Below are 25,002 nucleotides of genomic sequence, written 5' to 3' on the forward strand. Positions count from 1 at the left end.
GTGGCCTGCACGGATGCTCCGGTGCGCTCTCAGGCTCAGCCACTCTTTGGAAGGGACTTCCCATGACCAGATCCAGCCTCGTTGGCCGCCGCAGCGTGATCGCCGCCGCCCTGGCCAGCTTTGGCGCGACGGGCGCCCTGGCCCAGGCCTTCCCCAGCCGTTCCGTGCGGGTCATCGTCCCCTTTCCGCCCGCGGGCGCGGCCGATGTCATTACGCGCATGCTCTCGGAAGCGATCTCGCGCGAATTGGGCCAGTCCCTCATCATCGAGAACCGCACCGGCAGCGGCGGGCGCATCGGCACCGAGGCCGCCGTGCGCGCCACGCCGGATGGCTACACCATGCTGATGGGCAGCCAGGCGACCAACTCGATCAACCCCGAGCTTTACCGCGACAGCACCTTCGATCCGGCGCGGGATCTGACGCCAGTCGCACTCGTGGGCGGTGTCGGCTCCATCATCTATGCGCGCAACAGCCTCGATGTGCGCACGTTGCCGCAGTTCCTCGAGCGCGCGCGGCAGAAGCCCGGGGAACTGACCTATGGCTCGGCCGGCAATGGTGGTGGCTCGCATCTGTCGATGGCGCTGCTGGAAGCCATGGCGCAGATCCAGTTGACCCACGTGCCCTACCGCGGCACGGCGCCCGCCACGGCCGACCTGCTGGCCAGGCGGATCGATGTGATGAGTGATCCGATCACCACCGCGTTGCCGCATGTGCAGGCGGGCGCGGTGCGGGCGCTGGCCGTGACGACGCCGCAGCGCTTCCCCGCCCTGCCTGATCTGCCCACGGTCGCCGAGGCGGGCGTGCCGGGCTATGAGGCGGTCAGCTACTACGGCTTCTTCGCCCCCGCCGGCGTGCCGGCCGAACCACTGGCCCGCCTGCGCGCCGCCTGCGCCAAGGTCATTGCCGACGCGGCCACGGGCCGACGGCTGGAGGAGCAGGGCATTGTCCGCCTCGGCCTCAACCCCGAGGAATTCGCCGCCTATGTCGCCAACGACCGGCAGCGCTGGGGCCGCGTCATCCGCGACGCCAACATCACCGTCAACTAGAGAGAGGCAAGCGCCAAATGGAAATCATTGATCTGAGCCGCGAACTGTTCCACCGCACCCAGACCCATCCCTCGCATCCGCCGGTCATCATGACCGTGTGGAACGACCATTCTGAGAAGAAATATGCGGGCGACACGGTGTTCACCAGCAAGGCCATGTCGATCGCCCTCAGCGACCATGCCGGCACGCATGTGGATGCTCCCGTGCATTTCGACCCACGCCCCGGCGCGCTCTCGATCGACCAGGTGCCGCTGGAGAATTTCATCACCTCGGCCTTTTGCATCGATCTCTCGCATGTGCCGCTGAAGCACGCAGCGACGGTCGCGGAAGTCGAAGCGGCGGTGAAGGCCTCGGGCCAGGAGATCCGCAAGGGGGACACGGTGCTGATCCTTCTCGGCACCAATGCGCGGTTGCTCGGCAAGCCCGGCTACGGACATGATTTCCCGGGGCTTTCCATTGAAGCGATCCATTGGCTGGCCGATCGCGGGATCGGCATGTTCGGCGTGGAGGCGATCAGCCCAGCCCCCGAGGGCGAGTTGAACTTCAAGGCCCATATGGCCTGCGCCGAGCGAGGGATCACGCATATGGAATGTCTCGCCAATCTGGAGGCCGTGGTCGGCCGTGGCCGGTTCCGCTTCATCGGCCTGCCGCTGAAGATCCGTGGCGGCACGGCAAGCCCGATCCGGGCGGTGGCGCTCTTCGAATAATCCAGGCTGACAGCACCCCCAAAGCCCGCCATTCGATGGTGGTGCCGTCCACGGATCGCACGCTGACGGTTCGGCCAAGAGGCAGGACCGCGACGAGGAAGCCGGGATGCGAGGCATGTTCCGCTCAGGCGATCAGCGCCGCGCCCCGTGGTTTTCTTGGCGCAGACCCTGGGCGGAACGGGAGCCCGCGGGCAGATCGGGTCATCATGATCTGAATGTCGCCCGTTTCGTTCCGCCAGCCCGTCGTGGTGGAACATGTTACGGGCGACGGCGGTGTGCCTGGTGTGGCGTGCGTCATGCAGTTGCGCCGCGACGGTCATTTCACGCGGCCGCGCCTTGGATCAGCAGCGATGCAGCCGCTTCGAGGTTGGGCGCGGCTTCAAGGCCGCGCAGCGCCGCGATCATCGTATCCGCGCGCTCCGGAATACCCGCGATCCGCAGGTTGTCGCGGAACTTGTCGTTCAGGGCGGCATCGCTCATCGGGTTCGCCTCGCTGCCGGAAGGGTGGATCACCAGGCGCGAATGGCTTGTGCCGTCACGCAAGGTCGCGGTCAGCCGGGCCGCGCCACGCGGCAGGCCCGGATCGCAACGGGCGCGCACCCGGCTGCGGAAGGCACCCAGGGCGGGGTCTTCGACGGCCGGCATCTCGAAATCGGCCACCCCCGCGCGGCGCCGCACGATCCCCAGCGCGGCCGCGTGATGGATGCTGACCCTGGCGTCGCGCTCATTGCGCACCTCACGGTCGCCACGCGCGAGCAACAGGGCGTCGCCCTCGACCAGCAGCTCGGTCACATCATCGGGCGCGAGGTCGAGCGCCAGCGCGGCCTCGATGACAGCATGGAACACGATGCCGGCGGCATAGGGCTTGTAGGTGATGCGCGCTACCTCCCAGCGCTCGCCCAGGGCGCCTGCCATGGACTCGCAATCGGGCGTGTCGCCCATCGCGCGCGCCCAGCCGAGCTTGCCCTCGATCGCCGCAGGCGCGGCCTGCCAGCCGGCCTCGGCGAGGAGGGCGGCGAGCAGCCCGTTGCGCGCGGCATTGCCCATGCTGGCATTCTTCCCCGCACTGGGGAGGTTCTCCACGATTCCGGCGGACTGGCTGGCGGCAAGCCCCAGCGCGTGCCCGCAGCGTTCGGCATCCAGGCCCAGCAGCTTCGCCGCCGCCGCCGCCGCGCCGAACACGCCGCAGGTGGAGGTGATGTGCCACCCCCGGTCATAATGGCCGGGCGAGACACCCAGCCCGATGCGGCATTCCACCTCCATGCCCAGCAGCAGCGCGTGCAGCACCGCCTCTCCGCTCAGGCTGCGCGCTTCGCCCAGGGCCAGCGCGACCGGCGCGACGGGGGCGGCGGGATGCACCACCGTCGCCAGATGCGTGTCGTCGTAGTCCAGCAGGTTGCCGGCGATGCAGTTCACGAAGGCGGCGCTCAGCGGATCAAGCCGCACAGCATGGCCAAACACCGTGGCGACGGGCGGGCCCGAGAGGCTGCGCATGACTGCCAGCGCCGAGGTCACCGCCGGATCATGCGCCACGCCGAGCGCGCAGCCGACATGGTTGAGCAGCGCACGGGGCGCCTCGCGACGGACGGCGGCGGGGATCGCGGCCCAGCCTGTCTCGCTGATGAAGCGCCCGAGCCTCTCGGCCACAAAGAGGCCGCTCACAGGCCGGTCCCGGCGATGGAGCAGGGCCGGGCGGCGGCTGAACCGGGCAGGGCGGAAGGGTGGGGAAGGGGCATGGGGTTTCCTCCAGGGAATGCGACGGCGGGGCAGGGGACGGAAATGCCGCCTTTCCATTTCCCCTCTGCTCCGCCATAGAATTACTGGATGGTAGCGATAACACATAACAGCGTCGAGCTGGCGCCAACCGCCCTCGCCGGGCGCCGCGCCCTCGTCACGGGCTCGACCGGTGGGATTGGCCTTGCTGTGGCCCAGGCCCTCAGCGCCATGGGCTGCGCGGTGATCCTGCACGGGCTGGCGCCGCTCGCGGAGGGCCAGGCCATCGCCGCCTCCCTGGCCCCCGGCGCTGCCCGCTATCTCCGCGCCGATCTCGCCGATGCGGCGGCGGTCGCCGCTCTGGCGCGGGATGCGGGCCCGCTGGACATCCTGGTGAACAACGCCGCCTGCCGGCACTTCGCCGCGGTCGAGGACATGTCCGCCGAGGATTGGGACATGGACATGGCCGTGAATCTCTCAGCCGCCTTTCACCTGATCCGCCTGGCACTGCCTGCCATGCGCGCAGGCGGATGGGGGCGGATCATCAACATGTCCTCGATCTATGGCCTGGTGGGTGCGCCCGGACGGGTGGGCTATGTGGTTACCAAGACCGCGCTGATCGGCCTGACCCGCGCGGTCGCGCTGGAGACGGCGGAGACGGGCATCACCTGCAATGCCCTATGCCCGGCCTCGACACGGACGCCGAATATCGAGGCGCGGATCGAGGCCATGATGGCGGCGGAAGGGCTGGACGAGGCAGCCGCCGCGCGCCGCTTCCTGGCCGGAAAGCAGCCTTCTGGCCGCTTCGTGGAAGCTGGCGCGGTGGCGGGCCTGGTGGCATTTCTCTGCGGCCCGGGCGGGCGCGATATCACGGGCGCCGCCCTGCCGCTGGATGGCGGATGGTCCGCGGCATGACGCGTGGCCACAGCACAAGGGAGAGAAAAAGATGAAACGGCGCGCCCTCATGGGCACCACATTGGCGCTGGGATTGGCGGCACCCAACCTGGCCCCGACCGCTTCGGCGCAGGATTTTCCCACACGGCCCGTTCGCCTGCTGGTGACCTGGCCGCCGGGCGGCACCACGGATATCCTGGCGCGGCAATTCCAGCCGCGCCTCGCCGCGGCCCTGGGCCAGCCGGTCATCGTCGAGAACCGGGGCGGCGCATCGGGCGCCATCGGCGCGGCCGAGATGGCGCGCATGAACCCCGATGGCCATGGCTTCGGCATGGTGACGAGCACCGTGATCTCCGCAGCGCTGCTCACCCGCCAGCCCTATGATCCGATCCGCGACCTCACGCCCATCATCAACCTGGCACGGGTCGCGAATATCCTGGCGGTGCATCCCTCCCTGCCGGTGCATTCGGTGCAGGATCTCATCGCGCTTGCGAAGGCGCGGCCCGGCGCGCTGACCTTCGGCTCACCGGGCATCGGCTCGGCCGTGCATATCTCGGGCGAGATGTTCAAGCTGGCGGCCGGGGTGGACATGGTGCATGCGCCCTATCGCGGCGGCGGGCCGGCCCTGGCCGACCTGGTGAGCGGCCATATCCAGCTCATGTTCGGCAATGCCTCCTCCACGCTGCCTTTCGTCCGGGATGGCTCTTTGCGCGGCATCGCGGTCACTTCGGCCGAGCGCGCGGCCTATCTGCCGAATCTTCCCACCGTGGCGGAATCCGGCCTGCCTGGCTTCGCCATTGATGAATGGTACGCCGTGCTCGGCCCGGCCGGCATGGCGCCCCGCGCGGTCGAGCGCGTCAATGCCGCCTTCAACGCCATCATTGCCGAACCGGCCGAGAGGGCGCGCATCCTGGAGATGGGCGCCGAGGTGGTGGGCGGCACGGCTGCCGAATTCTCCAGCTTCATGCTGGCGGAGGTGGAGAAGATCGGCCGCGTGATCCGCGATGCGCGCATTCGCATGGAGTAAGCTTTCCGCATGACCGAAACCAGCCCTGGCCCAGGTGACGTGCGCATGCGGGACGTGGCGCGCGCCGCCGGCGTTTCCACGATGAGTGTCTCCCGCGCCCTCAAGGCCCCCCAGACCGTCTCCCGCGAGGTGCGGGAGCGCGTGGCGGCGGCGGTGCTCTCGGTTGGCTACGTGCCCAACCGGCTCGCCGGTAGCCTCTCCTCCCGCCGGTCGGACGTGGTGGGGCTCGTGCTGCCTTCGATCGAAAACTCGATCTTCGCGGCGACGGTGAAGGGCATTTCCGACGTGCTGCGCCGGAATGGGCGCCACCTGATGATCACGGATTCCGGCTATGGGCCGCAGGCGGAGGAGGCGGCCATTCGCGCCTTCCTGGAGCAGCGCGTGGCTGGCCTCATCCTGCATGACACGCTGCACACGCCCGAGGCCGTCCGGATGATCCGCCGCGCCGGCATCCCCGTGGTGGAAAACGGCACGCTGACAGCCGAGCCGCTCGACATGGTCGTCTCCTATTCCAACCGCGAGGCGGCGCGCGCGATGACGCGTCACCTCGCGCGGCTCGGCTACCGTCGGATCGCGCTCGTCACCTTGCCGGCCGCGGGCAATGCGCGCTCGCGCGATCGGCAGGACGGGTTCCGCGCGGCGCTGGAGGAGCTGGATCTGCCGGCCGATCCGCGCCTGATCCTGGAGCGGCCGCCCGGCCTGGCCTCTGGCGCCGAAGCGCTGGTGCGTCTGCTCGAAGGCGAGGCCATGCCACCTGATGCGATCTTCTTCGCGGGCGATGTGCTGGCCGCGGGGGCGGCGCTGGAATGCGCGCGGCGGGGCTGGGCGGTCCCGGGGAGGGTGGCGTTGGCGGCCTTCGACAATATTGACCTCCTCGCGCAGCTGAACCCGCCCGTCACGACCCTGCGCCTGCCCCGGCAGGAGATCGGCGTGCGTTCGGCCGAAATGCTGCTGGAACGGCTGGCGGGCCAGCAATCGGGCCCGGCCATGGTTGATCTTCGCTTCGAGATCCTGCACCGCGCGAGCACCTGACCTCCTCTCTCATTGACAGGAGTGGCCGGATTTGGGATCGATAACATAACCCGGCGTGCTGCATTCGACCGGGGCATGAAAAAACCAGGAAACCCCATGAAGGCATTCACGACCCGGCGCGCCCTCCTCGGAGCGGGCGCCATTCTGCCCCTGGCCACCCCGGCCCTGGCAGCCTTCCCCGACCAGCCGATCCGCGTCATCGTCCCCTGGAATGCGGGCGGCCTCGCCGATGTCGTGATGCGCACGCTGGCGCCCGCCATGGCCGGCCCGTTGGGCCAGCCGGTCGTGATCGAGAACCGCGCCGGCGCCAATGGCGCGGTCGGCACCCAGGTCGTGGCGCGCGCGGCGCCCGATGGCCACACGCTCATCCTGGCCAATGCCGAAACCCATGCCATCAATCCCTTGGTCTATCCGCAACTCGCCTATGATGCGGTGGCCGATTTCACGCCGGTGACGGTCTTCGCGCGCGGCCCCTTCGTGCTGATCACGCGGCCCAACCTCGGTGCCGACAGCCTGCAATCCTTTCTGGCCATGGCGCGCGCGCGGCCTGGGGCGCTGACCTTCGCCTCCTGGGGCATCGGCAGCACCTCGCATCTGGCCATGGCGCGGCTGATGAAGCAGGCGCAGATCGACCTGCTTCACGTGCCCTTCACCGGCGCCGCACCGGCCAGCACCGCCATTCTCGGCGGGCAGGTGGATGTGATGTTCCTCAACGCCGGCCCCGCCGAGGCGGTGGCGCGCGACGGGCGTTCCAAGATCCTCGGCGTGGGCGCGAGTGAGCGCATCGCGCTGCTGCCCCAGGTGCCCACCATGGCGGAGCTCGGCACGCCGGTGGATGCGGCGAACTGGTTCGGCCTGCTGGGCCCCGCCCGCATGCCGCCCGAGGTCGCTTTGCGCATCTCCCAGGTCGCCGCCGAGGGACTGCGCTTGCCCGCCGTGCAGGAGGTGTTCCGCACCCAGGCCGCCATCCCCGTGACCTCGACGCCGGCGGAGATGCGCGCCTTCATCGCCGCCGACCGCGAGCGCTGGGCCGTCCTGGTGCGCGAATTGAATATCCGCCTCGAATGAGGCGCCTATTCCGGTTGCACCCCGGCTGCGCGCAGCAGGGTCACGCTGCGCTCCATCTCGGTGCGGATGAAGCCCATCACCTGCTCGGAGGTCGTGAATCCCGGGCGCATCTGCACCGCAAGCTCGGTCAGGCGGCGCTGGTTCTGCTGGATCGCGGTCTGGAAGGCGGCGCTCAGCGCGGCGACGATCGCGGGCGGTGTGCGGGCGGGAACGAGAACCGGAAACCAGATCTCGGCGATGAAGCCCGGCAGGCCTGCCTCGGCCGAGGTCGGCACATCCGGCAGCACCGGGCTGCGCGTGGCCGCGGCGATCACCAGAGGGCGCGCGGAGCCGGCGCGCACCACGGCGAAGGCGGCGGGAATATCGGGCGTGCTCATCTGCGCCTCGCCGCCCAGAACCGCGAGCATGGAGGGGCCGCCGCCCCGATACTGCACGATCTGGAACTGGACATTCGCGCTGGCGCGCAGGATCTCCCCCGCCAGATGGATCGAACTGCCGATCCCGCCGGCCGCGAGGTTGTAGCGCCCCGGATTCGCTCGGAGCAGGGCCAGGAATTCCTGCAGATTTTGTGCAGGAACATTGGGATTGACCACCAGCACATGCGGCGCGAAGCCGATGATGCCGACGCCGGCGAAATCCGCGAACGCGTCATAAGGCATGCGCGAGACCAGCGCCGGTGCGATGGCATGCGCGCTGCTGTTGACCAGCAATGTATAGCCATCGGGCGCCGATTTCGCGACGAGATCCGTGCCGATCAGCCCCGCGGCACCCCCCGTGCGATTTTCGATGACGAGCGGCTGGCCCAGCGCGTTGCCCACCGCCTCGGCGAGGACGCGCGTTACCACATCCGTGCCGCCGCCCGGTCCGTGCGGCACGATGACGCGGATCGGCCTGTCGGGACGCCAGGCGGGCTGGGCATGGGCGAGGCCTGGCGTGACGGCGAGTGCAAGCGGGGCAGCCAGTGCGGCGCGGCGGTTCAGCATGGACCATGTCTCCCTGCGCGGTGGCGTCTGTGCTGCGCCACGCTTCGCGGCGGTAGCCTAGCCAAATGCCCTTCGCCTTGCATCACTCTTCGCAAGGCGCCTTCACCCTGGCAGCAGCATTCTGGTCCCCACATCCATCGGGACCGCATCATCGCGGCTGGCGCAGGGCTGGTCGAGCTGACGCAGCAATTCGCCGGAGCCAGCGCGTTGGTAGCCCCGCCGTATCCCGAGCGCAGCTATCGTGTGGTGACCATCGCTGCGCCGGGCAACATGCTTTCACGCGAGGAGATCAGCGGGGGCGTCGCGCATCTGGCGATGCACTCCATCTGGCCCTCGGCGATGACGGCGGCGCATGTGGTCGTGGATATCCTTGAAACCGCCGACAAGCTGAAGGGCTGACATCATGAGGATCGGATTTATCGGGCTGGGTACGATGGGTGCCTTCATGGCCGCCAATCTCCAGAAGGCCGGCCATGAGCTGGTGATCCACGACGTCCGCCGCGAGGCAGGCGCCAACCGCATCGCCGGAGGCGCCATCTGGGCCGAAAGCCCAAAGGCGGTGGCCGAGCAATGCGAGGTGATCTTCACCTCGCTGCCCGGCCCCAAGGAGGTGGAGCCGGTGGTCTTCGGGCCGCAGGGTATCCTCGCGGGGGTGAAGCCGGGTGCCGCTTACTTCGACCTCTCCACCAACTCCCAGGCGCTGATGCGCCGCGTCGCCGCAGCCCTGGCCGAGAACGGCGCCTTCGGCTTCGATGCGCCGGTCAGTGGCGGCCCGAAGGGAGCCGAGACCGGCCAGCTCGCCATCTGGGTAGGGGGTGACAAGGACGTCTTTGACCGCTGCAAGCCGGTGCTCGACGCCATTGGTGACCAGGCAGCCTATATCGGGCCGATCGGCAGCGCCACCGTCGCCAAGCTGGTGCACAACATGGCCGGCTACGCGATCCAGACCGTGATGGCGGAGGTCTTCTCCATGGGCGTGAAGGCGGGGATGGACCCGCTCGACCTGTGGAAGGCGGTCCGCCAGGGCGCGCTCGGGCGCCGGCGCACCTTTGACCGCGTCGCCGACCAGTTCCTGACCGAGCATTATGACCCGCCGGCCTTCGCGCTGAAGCTGGCGCACAAGGATGTGACGCTCGCCGTCAATATGGGGCGTGACCTCGGCGTGCCCATGCGCTTCTGCCAGTTGACGCTGGAGGAGATGAACGAGGCGATGAACCGCGGTTGGGAACACCTCGACAGCCGCGTGCCGATGAAGCTCCAGCTGGAACGCGCGGGTGTGACGATCAAATGTGATCCGGCTGCCATCCAGGCGGTGCTGGACGCGGACCCCGCGAAGTAGCGCATGCCGGCCGCATCGCCGCGCCGCGTGCGCGCCCAACCCGCTTCCCAGGAGCCCTGAGAATGACCCCGCCGAACTACAGGATCTACGCCCTGCGCTATGCAATGCGCGAGGCGCGCCGGCACGAGCATTTCATCGGCGGGGATCCGCATGATGCGCCCATGCCGATGGATTACTTCGTCTGGGCGGCGGTGAACGAGGACCGCGCGGTCATCATCGACACCGGCTTCACGGCCGAGGTGGCAGCGAAGCGCAAGCGCAACCACCTCCGCTGCCCGATCGAGAGCCTGACCATGCTCGGCGTGGATCCTGACAAGGTGGAGGACGTCATCATCTCGCACCTGCATTACGACCATGTCGGCAGCTTCCACAAATTCAAGAAGGCGCGCTTCCATTTGCAGGAACCGGAGATGCAATACGCGACGGGCCGCTACATGAAGTTCGCGACGCTGCGCCACTCCTTCGAGGTGGAGGATGTCGTCGGCATGGTGCGCATGAACTTCGCCGAGCGCGTGGTCTTCCACAATGGCGATGCGGAGGTGGCGCCCGGCATCACCGTGCATGCCTGTGGCGGGCATTCCATGGGGCTGCAATGCGTGCGGGTGAATTCAGAACGCGGCCAGGTGGTTCTCGCCTCCGACGTCTCGCATTTCTATGAGAACATGGAAGCCGAACGCCCCTTCACCACCGCGTTTCACATCGGCGAGATGCTCGAGGGCTTTGATCGGTTGCGCGCCCTGGCGCCAACGCCGAAGCATATCGTTCCCGGCCATGATCCCGACGTGATGCAACGCTATCCGGCGGCGCCTGGGCTGGAGGGGATCGTCGTCGAGCTTCACCGCGAACCTTCCCGATAGGCAAGCGCCCCGCACGCCTTCCCGGATGGCGGAGAGCCCGTCCCGACCCTAGCCGAGCGAGATGCCGGCCGCTCGGATCACCTCTGCCGCCGTGCCGCGCTGGATGGTGAGCCAGTTGGCGAAGACCTCCGGCGAATTGCCGACCATGATGGCCCCTGCCGGGTCCATGCGCGCGCGCACGGCCGGGGCCCGCGCCGAGACCGCGGCCGCCGCCGCCAGCCGCGTGACGATGGCGGCGGGTGTGCCCGTCGCGGCAAACAACCCGTTCCAGTCATTCATGTCGAAGCCAGGAAAGCCCGATTCCGCGATGGTCGGCACATCCGGCAGGGAGGGGATCCGCTCCAGGCTCGTCACCGCCAGAATTCGGGCACGCCCCGCCTGGACCGGCGGACGGATCGAGGAAGAGGTGATGAGCACGGCGTCAATGCTGCCTGCCATGATGTCGCGCGCCGCATCGGCCCCGCCGCGATAGGGCGCATGGACGATGCGGATACCGGCCTTCTGCTCGAAGGCGGCGAGCGCCAGGTGCGCCATCCCGGCAGCTGGCGGCGTGCCGACGCTGATCGTGTTGGGCCGCGCCTTCGCCACCGCGATGAACTCGGCAAGGTTCTGGGCAGGGAAATCATGCTTGACCGCGATGACCTGCGGGAAGGATGAGATCTGCGTCACCGGCACGAAGGATTGCGCGTAGTCGAAGGGCAGATCCCGCATGAGGATGGGGTTGGTCAACTGGTTCGCCGCATCCACCAGGAAGGTGTAGCCGTCGCGTGGCGATTGCAGCGTGGCAGAGGCCGCGATCACCGCATTCCCGCCCGTGCGGTTCTCGATGACGATGTTCTGGCCCAGCGCCTCCTGCATGTCGGCGGCGATGGAGCGCGCGGCGGTGTCTGCGGCCCCGCCCGCCGCGAAGGCGACGATGAAGCGGATGGGCCGGCTGGGCCAGTCCGCCTGGGCAAGTGCCAGGGAAGGCGTGCTCAAGGCTGCAGCGAGCAGGGCGCGGCGGTGGATCCTCTGGTGCATCTTCATTCCTCCCATGATTGTTGGCCGTCAGGCGGCGAGGCGCAGTATTTCCTTGGCCACGGCATCGCCCATCGCCTCGGTGCCGAGCAGATGGGCGCCATCCTCCATGATATCCGCGGTGCGATAGCCCTCCGCCAGCACGCGGCGCACCGCGCGCTCGATGCGCGCCGCCATTTCCGGCTGGGCCAGCGACTGGCGCAGCATCATCGCGGCCGAGAGGATGGAAGCGAGCGGATTGGCCATGTCCTGCCCCGCGATATCGGGGGCCGAGCCATGCACCGGTTCATAAAGGCCCTTGCCATCGGCGTTGATCGAGGCCGAGGGCAGCATCCCCAGCGAACCGGTCAGCATGGCCGCGGCATCGGAGAGGATGTCGCCGAAGATGTTGCCGGTGACGATCACGTCGAAATCGGCCGGCCTGCGGATCAGCAGCATCGCCGCCGCATCCACATAGAGGTGCGAGAGTTCCACATCGGGATAATCGCGCCCGACCTCGGTCACGACCTCGCGCCAGAGCACCATCGTCTCCAGCACATTGGCCTTGTCCACGGAGCAGAGCTTCTTCTTGCGCGCGCGTGCCGCCTGGAAGCCGGCATGGGCCACGCGGCGGATCTCGCTCTCGGTATAGCGCATGGTGTTGATGCCCACGCGCTCGCCATTCTCGACATGGATGCCGCGCGGCTGGCCGAAATAGATGTCGCCCGTGAGTTCACGCAGCACGACCAGGTCCACATTCTTGATCACGTCGCGGCGCAGCGTCGAGGCGCCGGCGAGTTCCGGAATGGCAAAGACAGGACGGAAATTGGCAAAGAGGTCCATGCGCTTGCGCAGGCGCAGCAGCGCATGGCCGCCGCGCTGCTCAGGGGGGCGCAGGTCGCTCTCAAACGTGCCGGCCGCGCCGAACAGGATGGCATCCGCGCGCTCGGCCAGTTGCGCGGTGGCTTCGGGCAAGGGGTCCCCCTCCGCATCGAAGGCGGCATCGCCGATCCTCGCCTCGGTCATCTCGAATTGCGGGCCGTTGGCGGCCACGGCGCGCAACGCCTTCACCGCCTGCGCGGTGACTTCCGGACCGATGCCGTCCCCACCCAGTACTGCGATATGCATGAACCTCTCCGATCAGAAATTGTCACGGCCAAGGCGCTGCTCGAAGGCGGCGATCTCCTCGGCATGGGTCAGGGTGAAGGCCATCTCGTCGAGGCCTTCGAGCAGGCTTTTCTTGGCGAAGGGATCGATCTCGAAGCGGTGCACGGCGCCATCGGGGCCGGTGATGGTCTGCGCCGGAAGGTCGATCGCGATCTCGCAGCCAGGCTCCGCGACGCTTTGCGCGATCAGCGAGGCGACGATCTCCTCCGGCAGCGTCACGGCCAGCATGCCGTTCTTGACGGAGTTGTTGGCGAAGATGTCGCCAAAGGATGGCGCGATGACGGCCCGCACGCCATGATCGTAAAGCGCCCAGACCGCATTCTCGCGCGAGGAGCCGCAGGCGAAGTTGCGGCCGCCGAGCACGATGCGCGCATCGCGCCAATGCGCCTGGTTGAGCGGGAAATCCGTGACCTCGTTGCCGTCGGGATTAAGGCGCAGGTCGCGGAAGAGATAGGCGCCGTGATTGTCGTCACGCGGGCGCGAGAGGAAGCGCGCGGGCAGGATCTGGTCCGTGTCGATGTTGGAGCGCGCGAAGGGCACGGCGCCGGAGCGAAGGGTGCGGAAGGCTTCCATGATCTCAGGCCTGCGCCATCATCTGCCGCACATCCGTCAGGTACCCCGTCACCGCTGCCGCGGCGGCCATGGCGGGCCCCAGCAGATGCGTGCGGGCACCTGGCCCCTGCCGCCCGCGGAAGTTCCGGTTGGAGGTGGAGGCGACGCGCTCCCCCGGGGCTGCGATCTCGCCATTGGTGCCGAGGCACATGGAGCAGCCCGCCTCGCGCCAGGCGAAGCCCGCCTCGGTGAAGATGCGGTCCAGCCCTTCGGCTTCGGCTTGGCGCTTCACCGGGGCTGAGCCCGGCACCACCCAGGCGGTAACGCCGGGTGCAACCGAGCGGCCGCGCGCGACTTCGGCCGCCGCGCGGAGATCCTCGATGCGGCCATTGGTGCAGGAACCGATGAAGACGCGGTCCACCCGGATTTCGGTCAGTGCCATGTCAGCCGAGAGGCCCATATAGTCGAAATTGGCGCGGATCGTGGCCGCGCGCTCGGCATCCGGCTCCAGCGCCGGGTCGGGCAGGGTGGCGGTGATGGGCAGCGCATCCTCGGGGCTGTTGCCCCAGGTCACCATGGGCGCGATGGCGCTGCCATCCAGGATCACCTCGCGGTCGAAGACGGCGTCGGGGTCGCTCGGCAATTCGCGCCAGCGGGCCACGGCCAGGTCCCAATCGGCGGGGGCGTATTCGCGGCCCTTCAGATAGGCGAAGGTCGTCTCGTCCGGCGCCACCATGCCGGCGCGGCCGCCCGCCTCGATGGACATGTTGCACAGCGTCAGGCGGCCTTCCATGGAGAGGCCGGTGATTGCGCTGCCGGCATACTCGATCGCATGGCCGCTGGCACCCGCCGCGCCGATCTCGGCGATGATGGCGAGGATTACATCCTTCGCCGTGACGCCGAAACCAAGCCGGCCCGTCACCGTGATCCGCATCGTCCGGGGCTTGCGCTGCCACAGCGTCTGCGTGCCCAGCACATGCGCCACCTCGGTCGAACCGATGCCGAAGGCGAGCGCGCCGAGCGCGCCATGGGTGGAGGTGTGGCTGTCACCGCAGACGATGAGCATGCCAGGCTGGCTCAGCCCCGTCTCGGGCCCGACGACGTGGACGATGCCCTGGCCGCCATCCTTCAGCCCGAAGAGCCGGAAGCCGCTTTCCTTCGCGTGCCGCTCCAGCGCTTCCACCATGCCGCGATGCTCCAGGTTGGCGATCTCCGCCACGTCGCGCGTGTCGGTGGGCACATAGTGGTCGGGGGTGGCGAAGATGCGCTCCGGCGAGCGGGGCGCGATGCCGCGCGCGCGCAGCATCTCGAAGGCGGGGGCGGAGCCGTCATGCACCAGATGGCGGTCCACATAGAGGAGGGTTTGTCCGTCCTCCCGCTCCAGCACGCGATGCCGCGCCCAGATCTTGTCGAACATCGTTCGCGGCTCGCTGGCCATGTTTCCCCTCAGAACGCCGCTTGCAGCATGCCGAGATACTCGACCTCGCTGGTGCGGCGCGGATTTGTCAGATGATGGTGATCGCGCATCGCCGCTGCGGCAAGGGGCGGCAGGTCCGCTGGCGTGACGCCCAGCGCCGAGAGTCGCGCGGGCAGTCCGATTCGCTCGGACATGGCGGCAATGGCATCGGCGATGGCCTCCGCGCGATGATCCTGGAGGCCCATCGCCTCGCCCAGCACCGGCAGCACCGCGCCGATGGAGGGCGCGTTGAAGCGCAGCACATGCGGCAGGAGCAGCGCGTTCAGCGTGCCATGATGTGGTGACACGGCGAGGCCCCCCAGCGGATGCGACAGCGCATGCACCGCGCCCAGCCCCTTCTGAAAAGCCAGCGCCACTTCGACCGAGGCCAGCATCATCTGGTGCCGCGCGGCGTGGTCGCTGCCATCGGCCACGGCGGTTGGCAGATGCAGCCAGGCGCGTCTCAGCCCATCCCGCGCGATGGCGTCTGCGATCGGGTTTTCGCGCGGCGAGCACAGCGTCTCCACGCCATGGGCCAGCGCGTCCATGCCCGTCCCCGCGGTCAGGCGCGGCGGCAGGCCGAGGGTGAGGTCCGGATCGCAGATGGCGGCGCGCGGGATCAGATGCGGGCTGCCGATGGAGAGCTTGCGGCCATCCGCCATGACGATCAGCGCCCCGCGCGACACCTCGCTGCCCGTGCCCGAGGTCGTGGGCACCGCGACCACGGGTGCCGCGCGTGCCGTGATTCGCGCCAGCCCGCCCTCGATCACGGAGTATTGAGTCAGCGTCTCGCCATCATGCGTCGCCAGGAGCGCCACGGCCTTGGCCAGGTCCATCGGCGAGCCGCCGCCCAGCGCCAGCACGCCATCGGCGCCATGCGAGTGATAGGCGGCGACCGCCGCATGTACCGCCGCCTCGGTCGGGTTGGGCGGCACCTCGGCGAAGACGGCGAGCGGCAAGGCTGCGGGAAGTGCTGACCGCAACATCTCCCAAAGACCGGCCGCGACCACGCCCGCATCGGTGATGACCAGCGGGCGGCTGATCCCGGCCAGCGCCAATTCCCCAGCCGCCTCCGAGATCGCGCCATGCGCGAACTGGATGCGGTTCAGCAGGACCATCAGGGCCAAGGTGTCACTCCGCCGTGATGCCGGCGCGCCGCAGCGCCGGGCCCCAGCGCAGCGCATCGGCATCGAGGGCCGGGCCCAGCTGCGCGCGGTCCAGGAATTCCGGATCGAAGCCGCGTTCCATGATCAGCGACAGGAAGGTCTGATCCGCCATGATCTCGCGCGCGGCGGTCTCGACGGCGGCGAGGGCCGCGTCGGGCGTCCGTGCGGGTGCGGCCAGCGTGTACCAGAGCTCGGCGGCATAGCCGGGCAGCGCCTCGGCGATGGCGGGAAGTTCGGGCCAGGCGCGGGCACGGCGGCCCGCGGTATTGGCCAGGGCCCGGATGCGGCCGTCGCGGATGAGCGTCTCGACGGCGCTGACGGAGGCGAACATGACCTGCACCTCGCCCGTCAGCAGCCCTGCGACGGATGGGCCGGTGCCGCGATAGGGCACATGCACGATGCGCGTTCCCGCCATATCGTCGAACAGTGCTGCGGCGAGGTGCTGCGAGGTGCCGGCGCCGGGCGTGCCGTGGTTCAGCTCGCCCGGACGCGCGCGCGCATAGGCCAGGAAATCCGCCAGGTTCTGGACGGGAAGCGAGGGCTGCACGACCAGGAGCATCGGCGTGGAGGCGATGCGCGTCACATGCACGAAGTCACGCTTCCAATCGAAGCCGGGATTGCGGAACAGAAGATCACTGATGGCGATGCCATTGCCCGTGAACAGCAAGGTGTAGCCATCCGGGGGCGATGTCGCGACCAAAGCCGCGCCGATATTCCCGCCCGCGCCGCCGCGATTCTCGACGACTACGGCCTGGCCGAGCCGTTCCCCCAGGGCCCGCGCGACCAGGCGCCCCAGATTATCCGTGCCGCCACCCGGCGGATAAGGCACGACCATGCGGATCGGCCGCGACGGATAGGCCTGCGCCCGGGCGAGCCGGGGTGCCGCCAGCAGCGTTCCGAGCGCGAGCCCGAATCCCTGGCGGCGCGAAACCGCAAGCCGCCAACTTGTCGCATCCATCCTGGTTCATCCCTTGTCTGGAGGGCATTTGCCGCCCCCTCTTGTTGTCATCATTCGCAGTGCGCTTGTGGCCCTGCCGTCACGCCGCCGCATGCCGCGGGCGAGTGGCCAGCACGGCCTGCCGCTCCAGCTCCGTCATCTCGTCTTCCGTGAAGCCGATTGCCCGCAGCACGGCCCGGTTGTCGCTGCCCAGCGGATGGCAGCCATCCTCCACGCCCAGCGGGTGATGCGCGAACCGGAAGGGAATGCCCTTGGCGGGGCTTCCATCGGGGCAGCGCAGCACCGCGGTGCCGCGCGCGAAATCCGCGGCGGCGGCGAGGTCGGCACCGTCACGCACGCGCAGCCTTCCGGCCCCTCCGTCGCGCGGTGAGACGACCTCCCATCCGCCCTGGCCGTCGCTCTCCAGCCGTTCGGCGGCTTCCGCCGGATCATGGTTGCCGCGGCGGGGTGAGGGGGCGCCGGCGGCGGCGGCGAGGAGTTCCTCGCCCAGCAGGAAGGCGGTGAGTTCGCGCTGCGAGAGATCAAGATGCGCGCCCCGGCCGCTGCGCCGCCGTTCCTCCAGCGCCGCAACGACGGCCCCGGCCGCGAAGAGGCAAACCACCTGGTCCGGATAATTCACATCGCGCCCGGTGATGACCGGCGCATCCCCCGCGCCGGTGAGGGCCGCGAGGCCTGAACTGGCCTCCAGCGTGGAGCCATAGGAGACCATGGCGCGGTCCGGCCCCGTCTCTCCCTGGCTGGAGATGCTGGCGATGACCAGGCGCGGGAAGCGCTGCCGCAGCATGGCGGCATCGAGCCCGAGCGAAGCCATGACGCCGCGGCGAAAATTCTCCACCAGCACATCGGCCCCTTCGAGGAGGCGCAGCAGCACCTCACGCCCGCGCGGGTCCTTCAGGTCAATGCACAGCGAACGCTTGCCGCGATTGGTGAAGTTGAAGAAGGGGCAGTGGTTCCACCAATCCGTGCCGGCCGGGGCACCGTCCCAGTTGCGGAACGGATCCGGCGCGCCGGGGCCTTCGACCTTCACGACATCGGCGCCGAGGTCGAGCAGGAGGGTGGAGGTGGCCGCACCCGCCGTGATCCAGCCCAGATCCACCACGCGCAGTCCCTCCAGCGGGCGGCCCGATGCCCTGCGCGCTGGCGGCGTGGCCAATGCCGGTTGCGGCACGAAGTCCAGCCGCGCTCCGTCCCAGGAGAGGGGCAGGGCCGGCATCCCGTCCGCGCGGAGGAAATCGCGCGCGCGGAACTGGGCATCCTCCAGCAGCTCAACCGGCCACAGCACGGGGCCGGTGGGGATGCGCAGGGCCTGTACGGCCTGCGTGATCTCCAGCCGGCTGCGCGCCGCGAACCAGGGGCCGAGCACCTGCAGCATGGCCGCGCGATTCACGCCGCGCCGGGTGTTATCGCCAAAGAGCGCGTCATCCTTCAGCCGCGGATCGCCGACCAGGTCGCGCAGGGGCGGCCAGTCCTTTTCCTGGTAGACCAGCGCCATGTGGCCATCCCGGCAGGGCAGGGTGAACCAGGTGACGCGCGCGGCGCTCCGGGTGGGCGCGCGGCCCATCACCATCACCCCGGCCGCGACCTTCCAGTTCAGCCAGGCCGCGACGTCGAGCAGGGAGATGTCCACCTCCTCCTCGCCACCGCCATGCAGGGCGGCCAGCAGGGCGGTGCAGGCCGCGAGCCCCGCCGCATAGGCCACCTGGTGTCCCGCAAGGCGCGAGGGTGGCGCTGGCATCGCCTCTCCGACGATGCCGAGCAGGCCTGCCAGGGCTGCGATGCCAAGCTCGCTGATCGGCGGGTCTTCATCCTCGGGGCCATGCAGGGAGAGGCAGGCCTTCACCGGAACGCCCGCCGCATGCGCCGCGAGGGCATGACGGTCGCCGATGGCCGCATCGAACCGGCCTGTCGCCGGCCCAACCACCTTTCCGGCCGAGAGGAAGCGATCCAGCGCCGAGTGGCCATCGGGCAGCAAGGGCGCGTCCTGCGCGAAAGGCTCGCCGCCCGGCGGCAAGGGGCGGATCACTTCTGCCCCATATCCCGCGCAAAGCCGGGCCGCCATGGAGGCGGCAAGCGCATGCGGCCGCTGCGCGCAAAAGGCGCCCAGGTCGAGGATGCGCCGGCCGGCGAGCGGATGCGGGCGGGAAACATCCTGCGTCACTGGCGCAGATTCCCTCGTCGCACGACCAGTTCCCACCGGGCACGGTCCTCGCGGATCAGCGTGTCGAAGAAGGCGGGGCCGGCATCGGTGGTCACATCCACCCCCGCCTCGCTCAGCCGCGAGCGCATGGTGGGGTCGGCCACCATGCGTGTCACCGATTGCCCGAGCCGCGCCACGCGCTCCGGGGGTGTGCCGGCCCGCACGACCACGCCGAACCAGCTGGAGGTGATGATGCCGGGGAAGCCCTGCTCCACCGTCGTCGGCAATTCGGGCATGACCGGGCTGCGCGTGGCGGAGGCGATGGCCAGCGGCCGCAGCCCGCCCGAACGAATGTGTTGGAGGATACCGGGCAGGGCGATGGCGTAGGACTGCACCCGCCCGGCCAGCAAGTCATTCACCACCAGGCCGGTGCCGCGATAGCGGATTTCCTCGATCTCGATGCCCATCTCCTGCGCATAGAGCGCGCCCGAGAGATTGGTGCCCGGCGAGCCGAGGCGAAGGGGCTGGCCCGAGGCGCGGACATAAGCCTGCAACTCGCGCAGATTGGTGGCCGGCACGCCGGGATGCACGACCAGGGAAATGGCGCTGGTGCCGACCAGCCCGACCGGAGCCCAGGCGGCCACGGCATCGAAGGGCAGGGGCGTGCCGAGTGCCTCGGCCTGGTTCAGCCCGCCCGATTGCAGCATGAGCACATGGCCATCGGCCGGCGCCTGGAGCACGGCCAGCGCCCCCGGGACGCCGCCCGCGCCGCCACGATTCTCCACCACGATCTGCTGGCCGAGGTCTTGGCCCATGAATTCGGCCGCGAGGCGGGCCACCAGATCCGTCGTGCCGCCTGGCGCGTAGCCGACCACCATGCGCATGGTGCGGTCGGGGAAGCCCTGCGCGTCGGCGGCACCCGGCAAGGCCAGCAGGGCGAGCAGGAGGGTCACACGGCAGGATATGGATCGCACCATCGCGTCTCTCCGGGGCAAGCTTGGGGGCAAGGACGGGCTACACACCTTGGCCGGGATTTTTCACCCCGGCGGCGAAGCGGGCGCTGCCCTCGGCCTGTGCTGTGGTGCGCGAGCGGATGGTGAGATTGACCATCTGCCCGTGATCCATCGCCTCCTGCCAGTCGGTGATGAAGGCGGGGATGCGCTCCAGCGCCTTCTTGCTCTCGCTGAGCGCCACCGCGTCGAACTGCGCGAGCTTCTGCGCCAGGGCCTGCGCCGTGGGCAGCAGCGCCTCGGGCTCCACGCATTGGTTCACCATGCCCCAGCGCTCGGCCGTCGCACCATCGATGCGGTTGGTGGTCAGGACGAGCCAGGCCGCCTGCTTGCGCGTGACGCCGGAGAGCTGGATCGCCGGGCCCGCCATGCCGGGATAGGTCGAAAACCCCATCTCCGGGCAGCCGATGCTGGCCTGCGTGCTGGCGATGGCGAGGTCACAGCAATTGATCATCGTTGCACCACCGCCCAGCGCCAGGCCGTTCACCGCCGCGATGAAGATCGCAGGGTGCGCCTTGATCGCCATGTTCACGGCGATCCACTCCTCGCCCGCGCCCTCGATGCCCTGGGCGCGGTCCGCCTCGCGCTCCTTGAGGTCCATGCCCGCGCAGAAGGCCACGCCCGTGCCGGTCAGGATGATGGACTTCGCGGTGCCGCGCAGTTCCTCGAAGGCGCGCAGCAGACCCTGGCGCGTGGCGCGGTTCATGGCATTGCGCTGCCGCTCGCGGTTCACCTGGATCTGGGCCCAGCCTTCGCTGCGGGTGATGATGAGCTCGTCGGTCATGCTCAGGCCTCCGGCCCGAATTGCGGCAGGACAAAGCCGTCCGGGCCGCCGGGGAAACGCACCGAGAGGCGTTGGCCGATCTTCGCTTCATCGGCGCTCATGCCGTCGAGGTTGGTGAGAAGGTAGGGCCCCTCATCGAGCTTCACCATGGCGACGGGATAGGGCAGCTCGTCGCGCATCCCGGGAAAATAATTCTGGTGGAAGACGACGAAGGACCAGAGCTCGCCCCGGCCCGAGGCGGTGATCCATTCCCATTCCGGCCGCCCGGTGAAGGGCGAGACGGGGCCGGGCGGGAAGAAGCACTGGCCCGTTTGGGTGCAGCGCTGCAGGATCAGCCGGCCCTGCGCGCAAGCGTCCCAGAAGGGGCGGTTCCAGTTGTCGACCAGCGGCTTGGGGCGTGTCTGGAGGCTCATGCGTCGTCCCTCCGGAAGAGGATGCTCTGCGCGATATGCGTGGCGCAGATGTATTGCATGGCCTTGGCGTCGGGGATTTGGCGGGCGCCACAATCACCACGCAGCTGGCGGATGCATTCGGCGATCACGCCCCAGCCCTGCATGTAGCTGTCCGACAAATGCCCGCCCGAAGTGTTGGTCGGCCAGCGGCCGGTGCCGAGCTGCAAGGTGCCGCCCTTCACGAAATCCCCGCTTTCGCCCAGTCCGCAAAAGCCGAGGCCTTCGAGGCTGAACATCACGGTGGGCGAGAAGTTGTCGTAGATGCCGAGGCCCTGGACATCCTCGCGCCCGAAGCCCGCGCGGTCATAGACGCTGCGGCAGGCGGAGAGCGTCGGGTGCCAGTAGTCATCCGCCGGCGCGCCGCCATAGGAAAACCGGTCTTGCCGCGCATAGCCCGAGAGCAGGACGGGCGGGCGCTTCATGTCGCGCGCGCGCTCGGCACTCGTCATGATCCAGGCGACGCCGCCATCATTGATCAGGCAGTAGTCCAGCAGCTTCAGCGGCTCGCAGATGGGGCGGGCGGCCGCGTGATCCTCCAGCGTGATCGGCTTGCCATGCATCACCGCATCCGGGTTGAGGCAGGCGTGATTGCGGAAGGCGAGCGAGACATGGCCGAGATCGGCATGGGTTGTGCCGAAATCATGCATGTGCCGGCGCCACATCATGCTGTGGATGGCGCCCGGGCTGGTCATGCCCCAGGGGCTCCACTGGCTGTCGCCGCCGCCATAGTTCATCCGCACGCTGCGGCCATTGTTGCCATAGACCAGCGCCACGGTCTTGGCCGCGCCCGTGGCGATGGCCTGTGCGGCCAGTGCGAGCGAGACGCCCGAGAAGCGGCCTGGCGTCTCGGTCAACAGGCAGTATTGCGGAGTGATGCCCATCATCTCCGCGAAGCGCTCATAGGAGGGCATGCGGCTGACGATCAGGCCATCGATGTCGCCCGGCACCAGGCCGGCGTCATCCAGCGCGGCATTCAACGCTTCGCAGCCCAGGCCGTAGCTGTCGGTTTCGGGGAAGTTGCCGTAGCGCGTGGTGCCAATGCCCGCGAAGGCGATCTTGTCCCGCATGGGCCATGCATCGCTGAGCGAAGGCGCGGCGAGGGTTTCTCGACCGGTCATGTTTCTGGATGTTCCTCATCGTGTCGGGCTGTGTCTCTGCCGCTTGGACGGGAGCCTGGACCCCTTCGCGGGCGAACCCAAGCGCCGTATTGGCGCCCTACCCAAACCTGAGGTATGGCTGTGAAAATGGCCGTCCCGCTTCCGCCGCTCAATGCGCTTCATGCCCTCGCCCTCATCGCGGAGACGGGCAGCCTCTCGGCCGCCGCGCTGCGGCTCAACGTGACCCAGCCTGCCATCAGCAAGCGCGTCCGGGCGCTGGAGGCCGCGGTAGGCCAGACCTTGCTGCACCGCGGTGCCAACAGCGCAACATTGACGGAGGAGGGGGCGCGCTACGCCGATGCCCTGCGTGGTGCCTTCGCCGCCATGCAGGCCGCGACGACCGAACTCAGCGCCGGCGGGGCGCCCCTGCGCGTGCGGGCCTACACCACCTGGGCCATGCGCTGGCTCATCCCGCGGCTGCCACGCCTGCGGGCGTTGCATCCAGGGCTGCAGATCGAGGTCAGCGCCTCCACCGCCCCTGTCGATTTTGCCAGGGATGCGGTGGATGCCGCCATTCGCACGGCCGAGCATCGGCCCCCTGGCGGTGTCATGCTGCAATCGCTCAGCGTGGCGCCTTTCGCCGCACCTGCCCTCGCGCGTCAGGCGAAGCGCCAGGGATTGGACGGGCTTTCGCTGTTCGGCAGCCTGGTCCGGCCCGGCGACTGGGGCTTGTGGGCCGCGGCGACCGGCACCCGGTTGTCGGCCACGCCCCTGCTCTTCGCCAGCACGTCGCTGGCGGTGCAGGCCGCGCTGGAGGGCCTGGGCGCGGTCATCGCCTCACCGGAACTGGTGGCGGACGATCTGCGCCGGCGGCGCCTCATGGCCATCACGTCGCGGCCGATCCCCACGGGCGATCATTACTGGCTGCTGCTGCCGGCGGGGGCGCAGCGTGCCGATGCGCTGGCCTTCCGCGACTGGCTGCTTCGCGAGATGGGCGTGGCGCGGTGAAGGTCGTTTGGTGAAGCGGAGGGGCCGCGCGGCCTCACACGTGGAAGTGGCCAGTTGGCCATACCGCCGCCGATGCTCTGCACCCGCCCGCGCGCCAGCGGCGTAATGTGGGTCCGGCGCAATTCGTTGAAGCCCAGCATGCCGGTGGCACGTACGAGGGTGATGAGAGGCAGGCGCTCGGCATTGGCGGTGGCAAGGCCGAAATTGCGCGCCGCCTCGGGCGTCAGCTCTACCTCGGTGGGCACGACTGTGGCGATGATGGCGGCAGGGGGTGGCGCCGCGCCGCCCCGCAGATACCAGCCGCCAGTCCCGGCGAGCACCGCCACGATCAGCAAAATCAGATACTTCACGGCATCGCCCCAGGGCTTGATTCAGCCGGTCCGTGGAGACCTCGCCTTACAGATAGGGCGCGCCGGGGAAGAGCCGTGCAGCCGCCTTACGCCGGACCTGCTGCGTTGCGCGGTCGGCGAGGATGGGTGCCGCGTCCGGCGCGCGGGCGATGGCGGCTTCCACGGCGTCCGCCAGCGTGACAGCCTGGGCGCAGGGCAGCATCAGCCACATGGCGAGTTCAACTTTACGCATTTGCCCCATGCCGCCATGCGGGAACACGTTCTGCAACTTGCCGCCCGGTGCGGATCGCAACGCGGTCACCAGCTTCCGTGGCGTACCCTCAGGACACTCCCCTACCAGGAGACCCGGCGCGTCACGGAGGCTGATCCCGGGCGTGACAAGCCCGTGTAGCACCTCGGGCATGGTCATGCCGTTCTGCCCCTCGTCGTGCAAGGGCGTATCAACGGGGGTATTTCCCATAGCGATGTGCGATCAATCCCGCTCTCGGCCGCTTCGCCGTTCGCGTCCCCCGGGGCGCTCCGGTTCGCCATGCGCGCTGCGATGGCAGGACACGCAGTTCTGGAAGTCGCGGATTCCCTCCCGCAGATGCTTGATGGTGATGCGATCTTGCTGATGCTCGTGGCAGCCGTAGCAGGTGTAGCGGCTGGTATCGTTGTTCACATGGCAGGTGGCGCAGGGCGCGTTGTGATCGCCGTCCAACTGGAAGAAACGCGTATGGTCGAGGGTGGCGGGCCTCCAGCGCTCGGTGCTGTGGCAGGTTGAGCAAGCGGCGGTCAGCCCGCGATGGAGGTTGTTCGTTGGCGCCGTATGGCAGGTGGCGCAACTCGCCTGTGTCGCCGGTTGCAGCAGCGCGTGTGAAAACGTCATGCGGGTGCTTCGCCCGATCCCGGAGCCCTGATGCCCATTGTGGCAGGCGAGGCAGTTCTGCGCGACCAGATGCTGGTGGAAGGGTGTCCGCGCCGCCGGTCCGGTGCGTGTCAGCGCAACGCCGGTGGTGGAGCGCAAGCTGATATCCGCGACTGCGTGGCAGGTGACGCAACGACCAGCCGATGCCCCAAGCAGCGGCGTATGACAGGCGAAGCAATCCGTCCCCAGTTGCGCATGTCCCGGCGCCAGCCGTCCGGGGCTCACCATCAGATGCGGATAGATGAAGGCGAGTGCGATGATCACGGCCAGGTTTGCCGCGACCACGAGCAGGATCC

General features: G+C 69.0%; 26 protein-coding genes. 10 read left to right on the plus strand and 16 right to left on the minus strand.

The window, feature by feature from the left end:
- Nucleotides 1–62 precede the first annotated feature (62 nt).
- Both LHU95_RS09440 and LHU95_RS09445 read left to right on the plus strand, forming a co-directional pair.
- Nucleotides 63–1,046, plus strand: coding sequence for a tripartite tricarboxylate transporter substrate binding protein (locus tag LHU95_RS09440; RefSeq protein ID WP_248711112.1), 984 nt, complete (start codon nt 63–65; stop codon nt 1,044–1,046).
- 17 nt (nt 1,047–1,063) lie between these two features.
- Nucleotides 1,064–1,753, plus strand: coding sequence for a cyclase family protein (locus tag LHU95_RS09445; RefSeq protein ID WP_248711113.1), 690 nt, complete (start codon nt 1,064–1,066; stop codon nt 1,751–1,753).
- 321 nt (nt 1,754–2,074) lie between these two features.
- Here LHU95_RS09445 and LHU95_RS09450 read toward each other — a convergent pair whose 3' ends face one another.
- On the minus strand, nt 2,075–3,415 hold the full coding sequence (locus tag LHU95_RS09450) for an MmgE/PrpD family protein (protein WP_248711114.1): 1,341 nt from the start codon (nt 3,413–3,415) through the stop codon (nt 2,075–2,077).
- A 162-nt stretch (nt 3,416–3,577) separates the two neighbouring features.
- Between LHU95_RS09450 and LHU95_RS09455 the strand changes: the two genes are divergently transcribed.
- The 4 genes from LHU95_RS09455 to LHU95_RS09470 all read left to right on the plus strand — a co-directional run bounded on the left by LHU95_RS09455 (nt 3,578) and on the right by LHU95_RS09470 (nt 7,487).
- Nucleotides 3,578–4,381: an SDR family oxidoreductase gene (locus LHU95_RS09455; protein ID WP_248711115.1), complete on the plus strand. Its 804-nt coding sequence runs from the start codon at nt 3,578–3,580 to the stop codon at nt 4,379–4,381.
- A gap of 31 nt (nt 4,382–4,412) precedes the next feature.
- Nucleotides 4,413–5,387: a tripartite tricarboxylate transporter substrate binding protein gene (locus LHU95_RS09460; protein WP_248711116.1), complete on the plus strand. Its 975-nt coding sequence runs from the start codon at nt 4,413–4,415 to the stop codon at nt 5,385–5,387.
- A gap of 9 nt (nt 5,388–5,396) precedes the next feature.
- Nucleotides 5,397–6,419, plus strand: a complete 1,023-nt coding sequence (locus tag LHU95_RS09465; protein ID WP_248711117.1) for a LacI family DNA-binding transcriptional regulator — start codon at nt 5,397–5,399, stop codon at nt 6,417–6,419.
- Nucleotides 6,420–6,515: 96 nt separating this feature from the next.
- Nucleotides 6,516–7,487: a tripartite tricarboxylate transporter substrate binding protein gene (locus tag LHU95_RS09470; RefSeq protein WP_248711118.1), complete on the plus strand. Its 972-nt coding sequence runs from the start codon at nt 6,516–6,518 to the stop codon at nt 7,485–7,487.
- A 5-nt stretch (nt 7,488–7,492) separates the two neighbouring features.
- Here LHU95_RS09470 and LHU95_RS09475 read toward each other — a convergent pair whose 3' ends face one another.
- Nucleotides 7,493–8,470 carry a tripartite tricarboxylate transporter substrate-binding protein gene (locus LHU95_RS09475; protein WP_248711119.1) on the minus strand — a complete coding sequence of 326 codons (978 nt, stop codon included), beginning with the start codon at nt 8,468–8,470 and terminating at the stop codon, nt 7,493–7,495.
- Nucleotides 8,471–8,677: 207 nt separating this feature from the next.
- On the opposite strand from LHU95_RS09475, the gene LHU95_RS09480 reads away from it, so the two are divergent.
- The 3 genes from LHU95_RS09480 to LHU95_RS09490 all read left to right on the plus strand — a co-directional run bounded on the left by LHU95_RS09480 (nt 8,678) and on the right by LHU95_RS09490 (nt 10,666).
- Nucleotides 8,678–8,869: a hypothetical protein gene (locus LHU95_RS09480; protein WP_248711120.1), complete on the plus strand. Its 192-nt coding sequence runs from the start codon at nt 8,678–8,680 to the stop codon at nt 8,867–8,869.
- 4 nt (nt 8,870–8,873) lie between these two features.
- Nucleotides 8,874–9,809 (plus strand): NAD(P)-dependent oxidoreductase, encoded by a 936-nt coding sequence (locus tag LHU95_RS09485; protein WP_248711121.1) that lies wholly within the window; start codon nt 8,874–8,876, stop codon nt 9,807–9,809.
- A gap of 62 nt (nt 9,810–9,871) precedes the next feature.
- Nucleotides 9,872–10,666, plus strand: a complete 795-nt coding sequence (locus tag LHU95_RS09490; protein ID WP_248711122.1) for an N-acyl homoserine lactonase family protein — start codon at nt 9,872–9,874, stop codon at nt 10,664–10,666.
- Nucleotides 10,667–10,714: 48 nt separating this feature from the next.
- Here LHU95_RS09490 and LHU95_RS09495 read toward each other — a convergent pair whose 3' ends face one another.
- From LHU95_RS09495 to LHU95_RS09545, 11 genes are all read right to left on the minus strand, one after another.
- A complete protein-coding gene (locus LHU95_RS09495; RefSeq protein WP_248711123.1) occupies nt 10,715–11,686 on the minus strand; it encodes a tripartite tricarboxylate transporter substrate-binding protein in 972 nt (323 codons plus the stop codon).
- A gap of 27 nt (nt 11,687–11,713) precedes the next feature.
- Nucleotides 11,714–12,790: a 3-isopropylmalate dehydrogenase gene (gene leuB, locus LHU95_RS09500; RefSeq protein WP_248711124.1), complete on the minus strand. Its 1,077-nt coding sequence runs from the start codon at nt 12,788–12,790 to the stop codon at nt 11,714–11,716.
- A 12-nt stretch (nt 12,791–12,802) separates the two neighbouring features.
- Nucleotides 12,803–13,402: a 3-isopropylmalate dehydratase small subunit gene (gene leuD, locus LHU95_RS09505; protein WP_248711125.1), complete on the minus strand. Its 600-nt coding sequence runs from the start codon at nt 13,400–13,402 to the stop codon at nt 12,803–12,805.
- Between the two features lie 4 nt (nt 13,403–13,406).
- On the minus strand, nt 13,407–14,819 hold the full coding sequence (gene leuC / locus LHU95_RS09510) for a 3-isopropylmalate dehydratase large subunit (protein WP_248711126.1): 1,413 nt from the start codon (nt 14,817–14,819) through the stop codon (nt 13,407–13,409).
- Nucleotides 14,820–14,827: 8 nt separating this feature from the next.
- Nucleotides 14,828–15,955 carry an iron-containing alcohol dehydrogenase gene (locus tag LHU95_RS09515; protein ID WP_248711531.1) on the minus strand — a complete coding sequence of 376 codons (1,128 nt, stop codon included), beginning with the start codon at nt 15,953–15,955 and terminating at the stop codon, nt 14,828–14,830.
- 13 nt (nt 15,956–15,968) lie between these two features.
- On the minus strand, nt 15,969–16,961 hold the full coding sequence (locus tag LHU95_RS09520; protein WP_248711127.1) for a tripartite tricarboxylate transporter substrate-binding protein: 993 nt from the start codon (nt 16,959–16,961) through the stop codon (nt 15,969–15,971).
- 79 nt (nt 16,962–17,040) lie between these two features.
- Nucleotides 17,041–19,119 (minus strand): CoA transferase, encoded by a 2,079-nt coding sequence (locus LHU95_RS09525; RefSeq protein ID WP_248711128.1) that lies wholly within the window; start codon nt 19,117–19,119, stop codon nt 17,041–17,043.
- On the minus strand, nt 19,116–20,075 hold the full coding sequence (locus LHU95_RS09530; protein ID WP_248711129.1) for a tripartite tricarboxylate transporter substrate-binding protein: 960 nt from the start codon (nt 20,073–20,075) through the stop codon (nt 19,116–19,118). The genes LHU95_RS09525 and LHU95_RS09530 overlap by 4 nt, the downstream gene beginning before the upstream one ends.
- A gap of 37 nt (nt 20,076–20,112) precedes the next feature.
- Entirely contained in the window at nt 20,113–20,892 is a 780-nt protein-coding gene (locus LHU95_RS09535) for an enoyl-CoA hydratase/isomerase family protein (RefSeq protein ID WP_248711130.1), read from the minus strand.
- A 2-nt stretch (nt 20,893–20,894) separates the two neighbouring features.
- Nucleotides 20,895–21,305 (minus strand): OB-fold domain-containing protein, encoded by a 411-nt coding sequence (locus LHU95_RS09540; RefSeq protein WP_248711131.1) that lies wholly within the window; start codon nt 21,303–21,305, stop codon nt 20,895–20,897.
- Nucleotides 21,302–22,462 (minus strand): hypothetical protein, encoded by a 1,161-nt coding sequence (locus tag LHU95_RS09545; protein WP_248711132.1) that lies wholly within the window; start codon nt 22,460–22,462, stop codon nt 21,302–21,304. The genes LHU95_RS09540 and LHU95_RS09545 overlap by 4 nt, the downstream gene beginning before the upstream one ends.
- 126 nt (nt 22,463–22,588) lie before the next feature.
- Here LHU95_RS09545 and LHU95_RS09550 point away from each other — a divergent pair, with 126 nt between their 5' ends.
- Nucleotides 22,589–23,449 (plus strand): LysR family transcriptional regulator, encoded by an 861-nt coding sequence (locus LHU95_RS09550; protein ID WP_248711133.1) that lies wholly within the window; start codon nt 22,589–22,591, stop codon nt 23,447–23,449.
- On the opposite strand, the gene LHU95_RS09555 is transcribed toward LHU95_RS09550, so the two are convergent.
- Genes LHU95_RS09555 through LHU95_RS09565 form a run of 3 tightly spaced genes read right to left on the minus strand, consistent with a single transcriptional unit; the run spans nt 23,359 to nt 24,970 of the window.
- The gene (locus tag LHU95_RS09555) at nt 23,359–23,799 is read right to left on the minus strand and encodes a hypothetical protein (protein ID WP_248711134.1); all 441 of its coding nucleotides are present in this window, start codon (nt 23,797–23,799) and stop codon (nt 23,359–23,361) included. The two genes, LHU95_RS09550 and LHU95_RS09555, sit on opposite strands and share 91 nt — an antisense overlap.
- A 46-nt stretch (nt 23,800–23,845) precedes the next feature.
- A complete protein-coding gene (locus tag LHU95_RS09560; RefSeq protein WP_248711135.1) occupies nt 23,846–24,232 on the minus strand; it encodes a hypothetical protein in 387 nt (128 codons plus the stop codon).
- Nucleotides 24,233–24,271: 39 nt separating this feature from the next.
- Complete coding sequence (locus tag LHU95_RS09565; RefSeq protein WP_248711136.1) at nt 24,272–24,970, minus strand: cytochrome c3 family protein; 699 nt, start codon at nt 24,968–24,970, stop codon at nt 24,272–24,274.
- Between the last annotated feature and the right edge of the window lie 32 nt (nt 24,971–25,002).

The sequence above is a fragment of the Sediminicoccus sp. KRV36 genome (assembly GCF_023243115.1).
Lineage (GTDB): Bacteria > Pseudomonadota > Alphaproteobacteria > Acetobacterales > Acetobacteraceae > Roseococcus.

Excerpts from the sequence above, each read along its gene's own strand:
- LHU95_RS09455 (WP_248711115.1), top strand. The coding sequence starts at position 3,578 with ATGGTAGCGATAACACATAACAGCGTCGAGCTGGCGCCAACCGCCCTC.
- LHU95_RS09490 (WP_248711122.1), top strand. The coding sequence starts at position 9,872 with ATGACCCCGCCGAACTACAGGATCTACGCCCTGCGCTATGCAATGCGC.
- leuD (WP_248711125.1), bottom strand. The coding sequence starts at position 13,402 with ATGGAAGCCTTCCGCACCCTTCGCTCCGGCGCCGTGCCCTTCGCGCGC.
- LHU95_RS09440 (WP_248711112.1), top strand. The coding sequence starts at position 63 with ATGACCAGATCCAGCCTCGTTGGCCGCCGCAGCGTGATCGCCGCCGCC.
- LHU95_RS09540 (WP_248711131.1), bottom strand. The coding sequence starts at position 21,305 with ATGAGCCTCCAGACACGCCCCAAGCCGCTGGTCGACAACTGGAACCGC.
- LHU95_RS09470 (WP_248711118.1), top strand. The coding sequence starts at position 6,516 with ATGAAGGCATTCACGACCCGGCGCGCCCTCCTCGGAGCGGGCGCCATT.
- LHU95_RS09445 (WP_248711113.1), top strand. The coding sequence starts at position 1,064 with ATGGAAATCATTGATCTGAGCCGCGAACTGTTCCACCGCACCCAGACC.
- LHU95_RS09520 (WP_248711127.1), bottom strand. The coding sequence starts at position 16,961 with ATGGATGCGACAAGTTGGCGGCTTGCGGTTTCGCGCCGCCAGGGATTC.
- LHU95_RS09460 (WP_248711116.1), top strand. The coding sequence starts at position 4,413 with ATGAAACGGCGCGCCCTCATGGGCACCACATTGGCGCTGGGATTGGCG.
- LHU95_RS09535 (WP_248711130.1), bottom strand. The coding sequence starts at position 20,892 with ATGACCGACGAGCTCATCATCACCCGCAGCGAAGGCTGGGCCCAGATC.
- leuC (WP_248711126.1), bottom strand. The coding sequence starts at position 14,819 with ATGGCCAGCGAGCCGCGAACGATGTTCGACAAGATCTGGGCGCGGCAT.
- LHU95_RS09515 (WP_248711531.1), bottom strand. The coding sequence starts at position 15,955 with ATGGTCCTGCTGAACCGCATCCAGTTCGCGCATGGCGCGATCTCGGAG.
- LHU95_RS09485 (WP_248711121.1), top strand. The coding sequence starts at position 8,874 with ATGAGGATCGGATTTATCGGGCTGGGTACGATGGGTGCCTTCATGGCC.
- leuB (WP_248711124.1), bottom strand. The coding sequence starts at position 12,790 with ATGCATATCGCAGTACTGGGTGGGGACGGCATCGGTCCGGAAGTCACC.
- LHU95_RS09545 (WP_248711132.1), bottom strand. The coding sequence starts at position 22,462 with ATGACCGGTCGAGAAACCCTCGCCGCGCCTTCGCTCAGCGATGCATGG.
- LHU95_RS09550 (WP_248711133.1), top strand. The coding sequence starts at position 22,589 with ATGGCCGTCCCGCTTCCGCCGCTCAATGCGCTTCATGCCCTCGCCCTC.
- LHU95_RS09495 (WP_248711123.1), bottom strand. The coding sequence starts at position 11,686 with ATGCACCAGAGGATCCACCGCCGCGCCCTGCTCGCTGCAGCCTTGAGC.
- LHU95_RS09475 (WP_248711119.1), bottom strand. The coding sequence starts at position 8,470 with ATGCTGAACCGCCGCGCCGCACTGGCTGCCCCGCTTGCACTCGCCGTC.
- LHU95_RS09530 (WP_248711129.1), bottom strand. The coding sequence starts at position 20,075 with ATGGTGCGATCCATATCCTGCCGTGTGACCCTCCTGCTCGCCCTGCTG.
- LHU95_RS09465 (WP_248711117.1), top strand. The coding sequence starts at position 5,397 with ATGACCGAAACCAGCCCTGGCCCAGGTGACGTGCGCATGCGGGACGTG.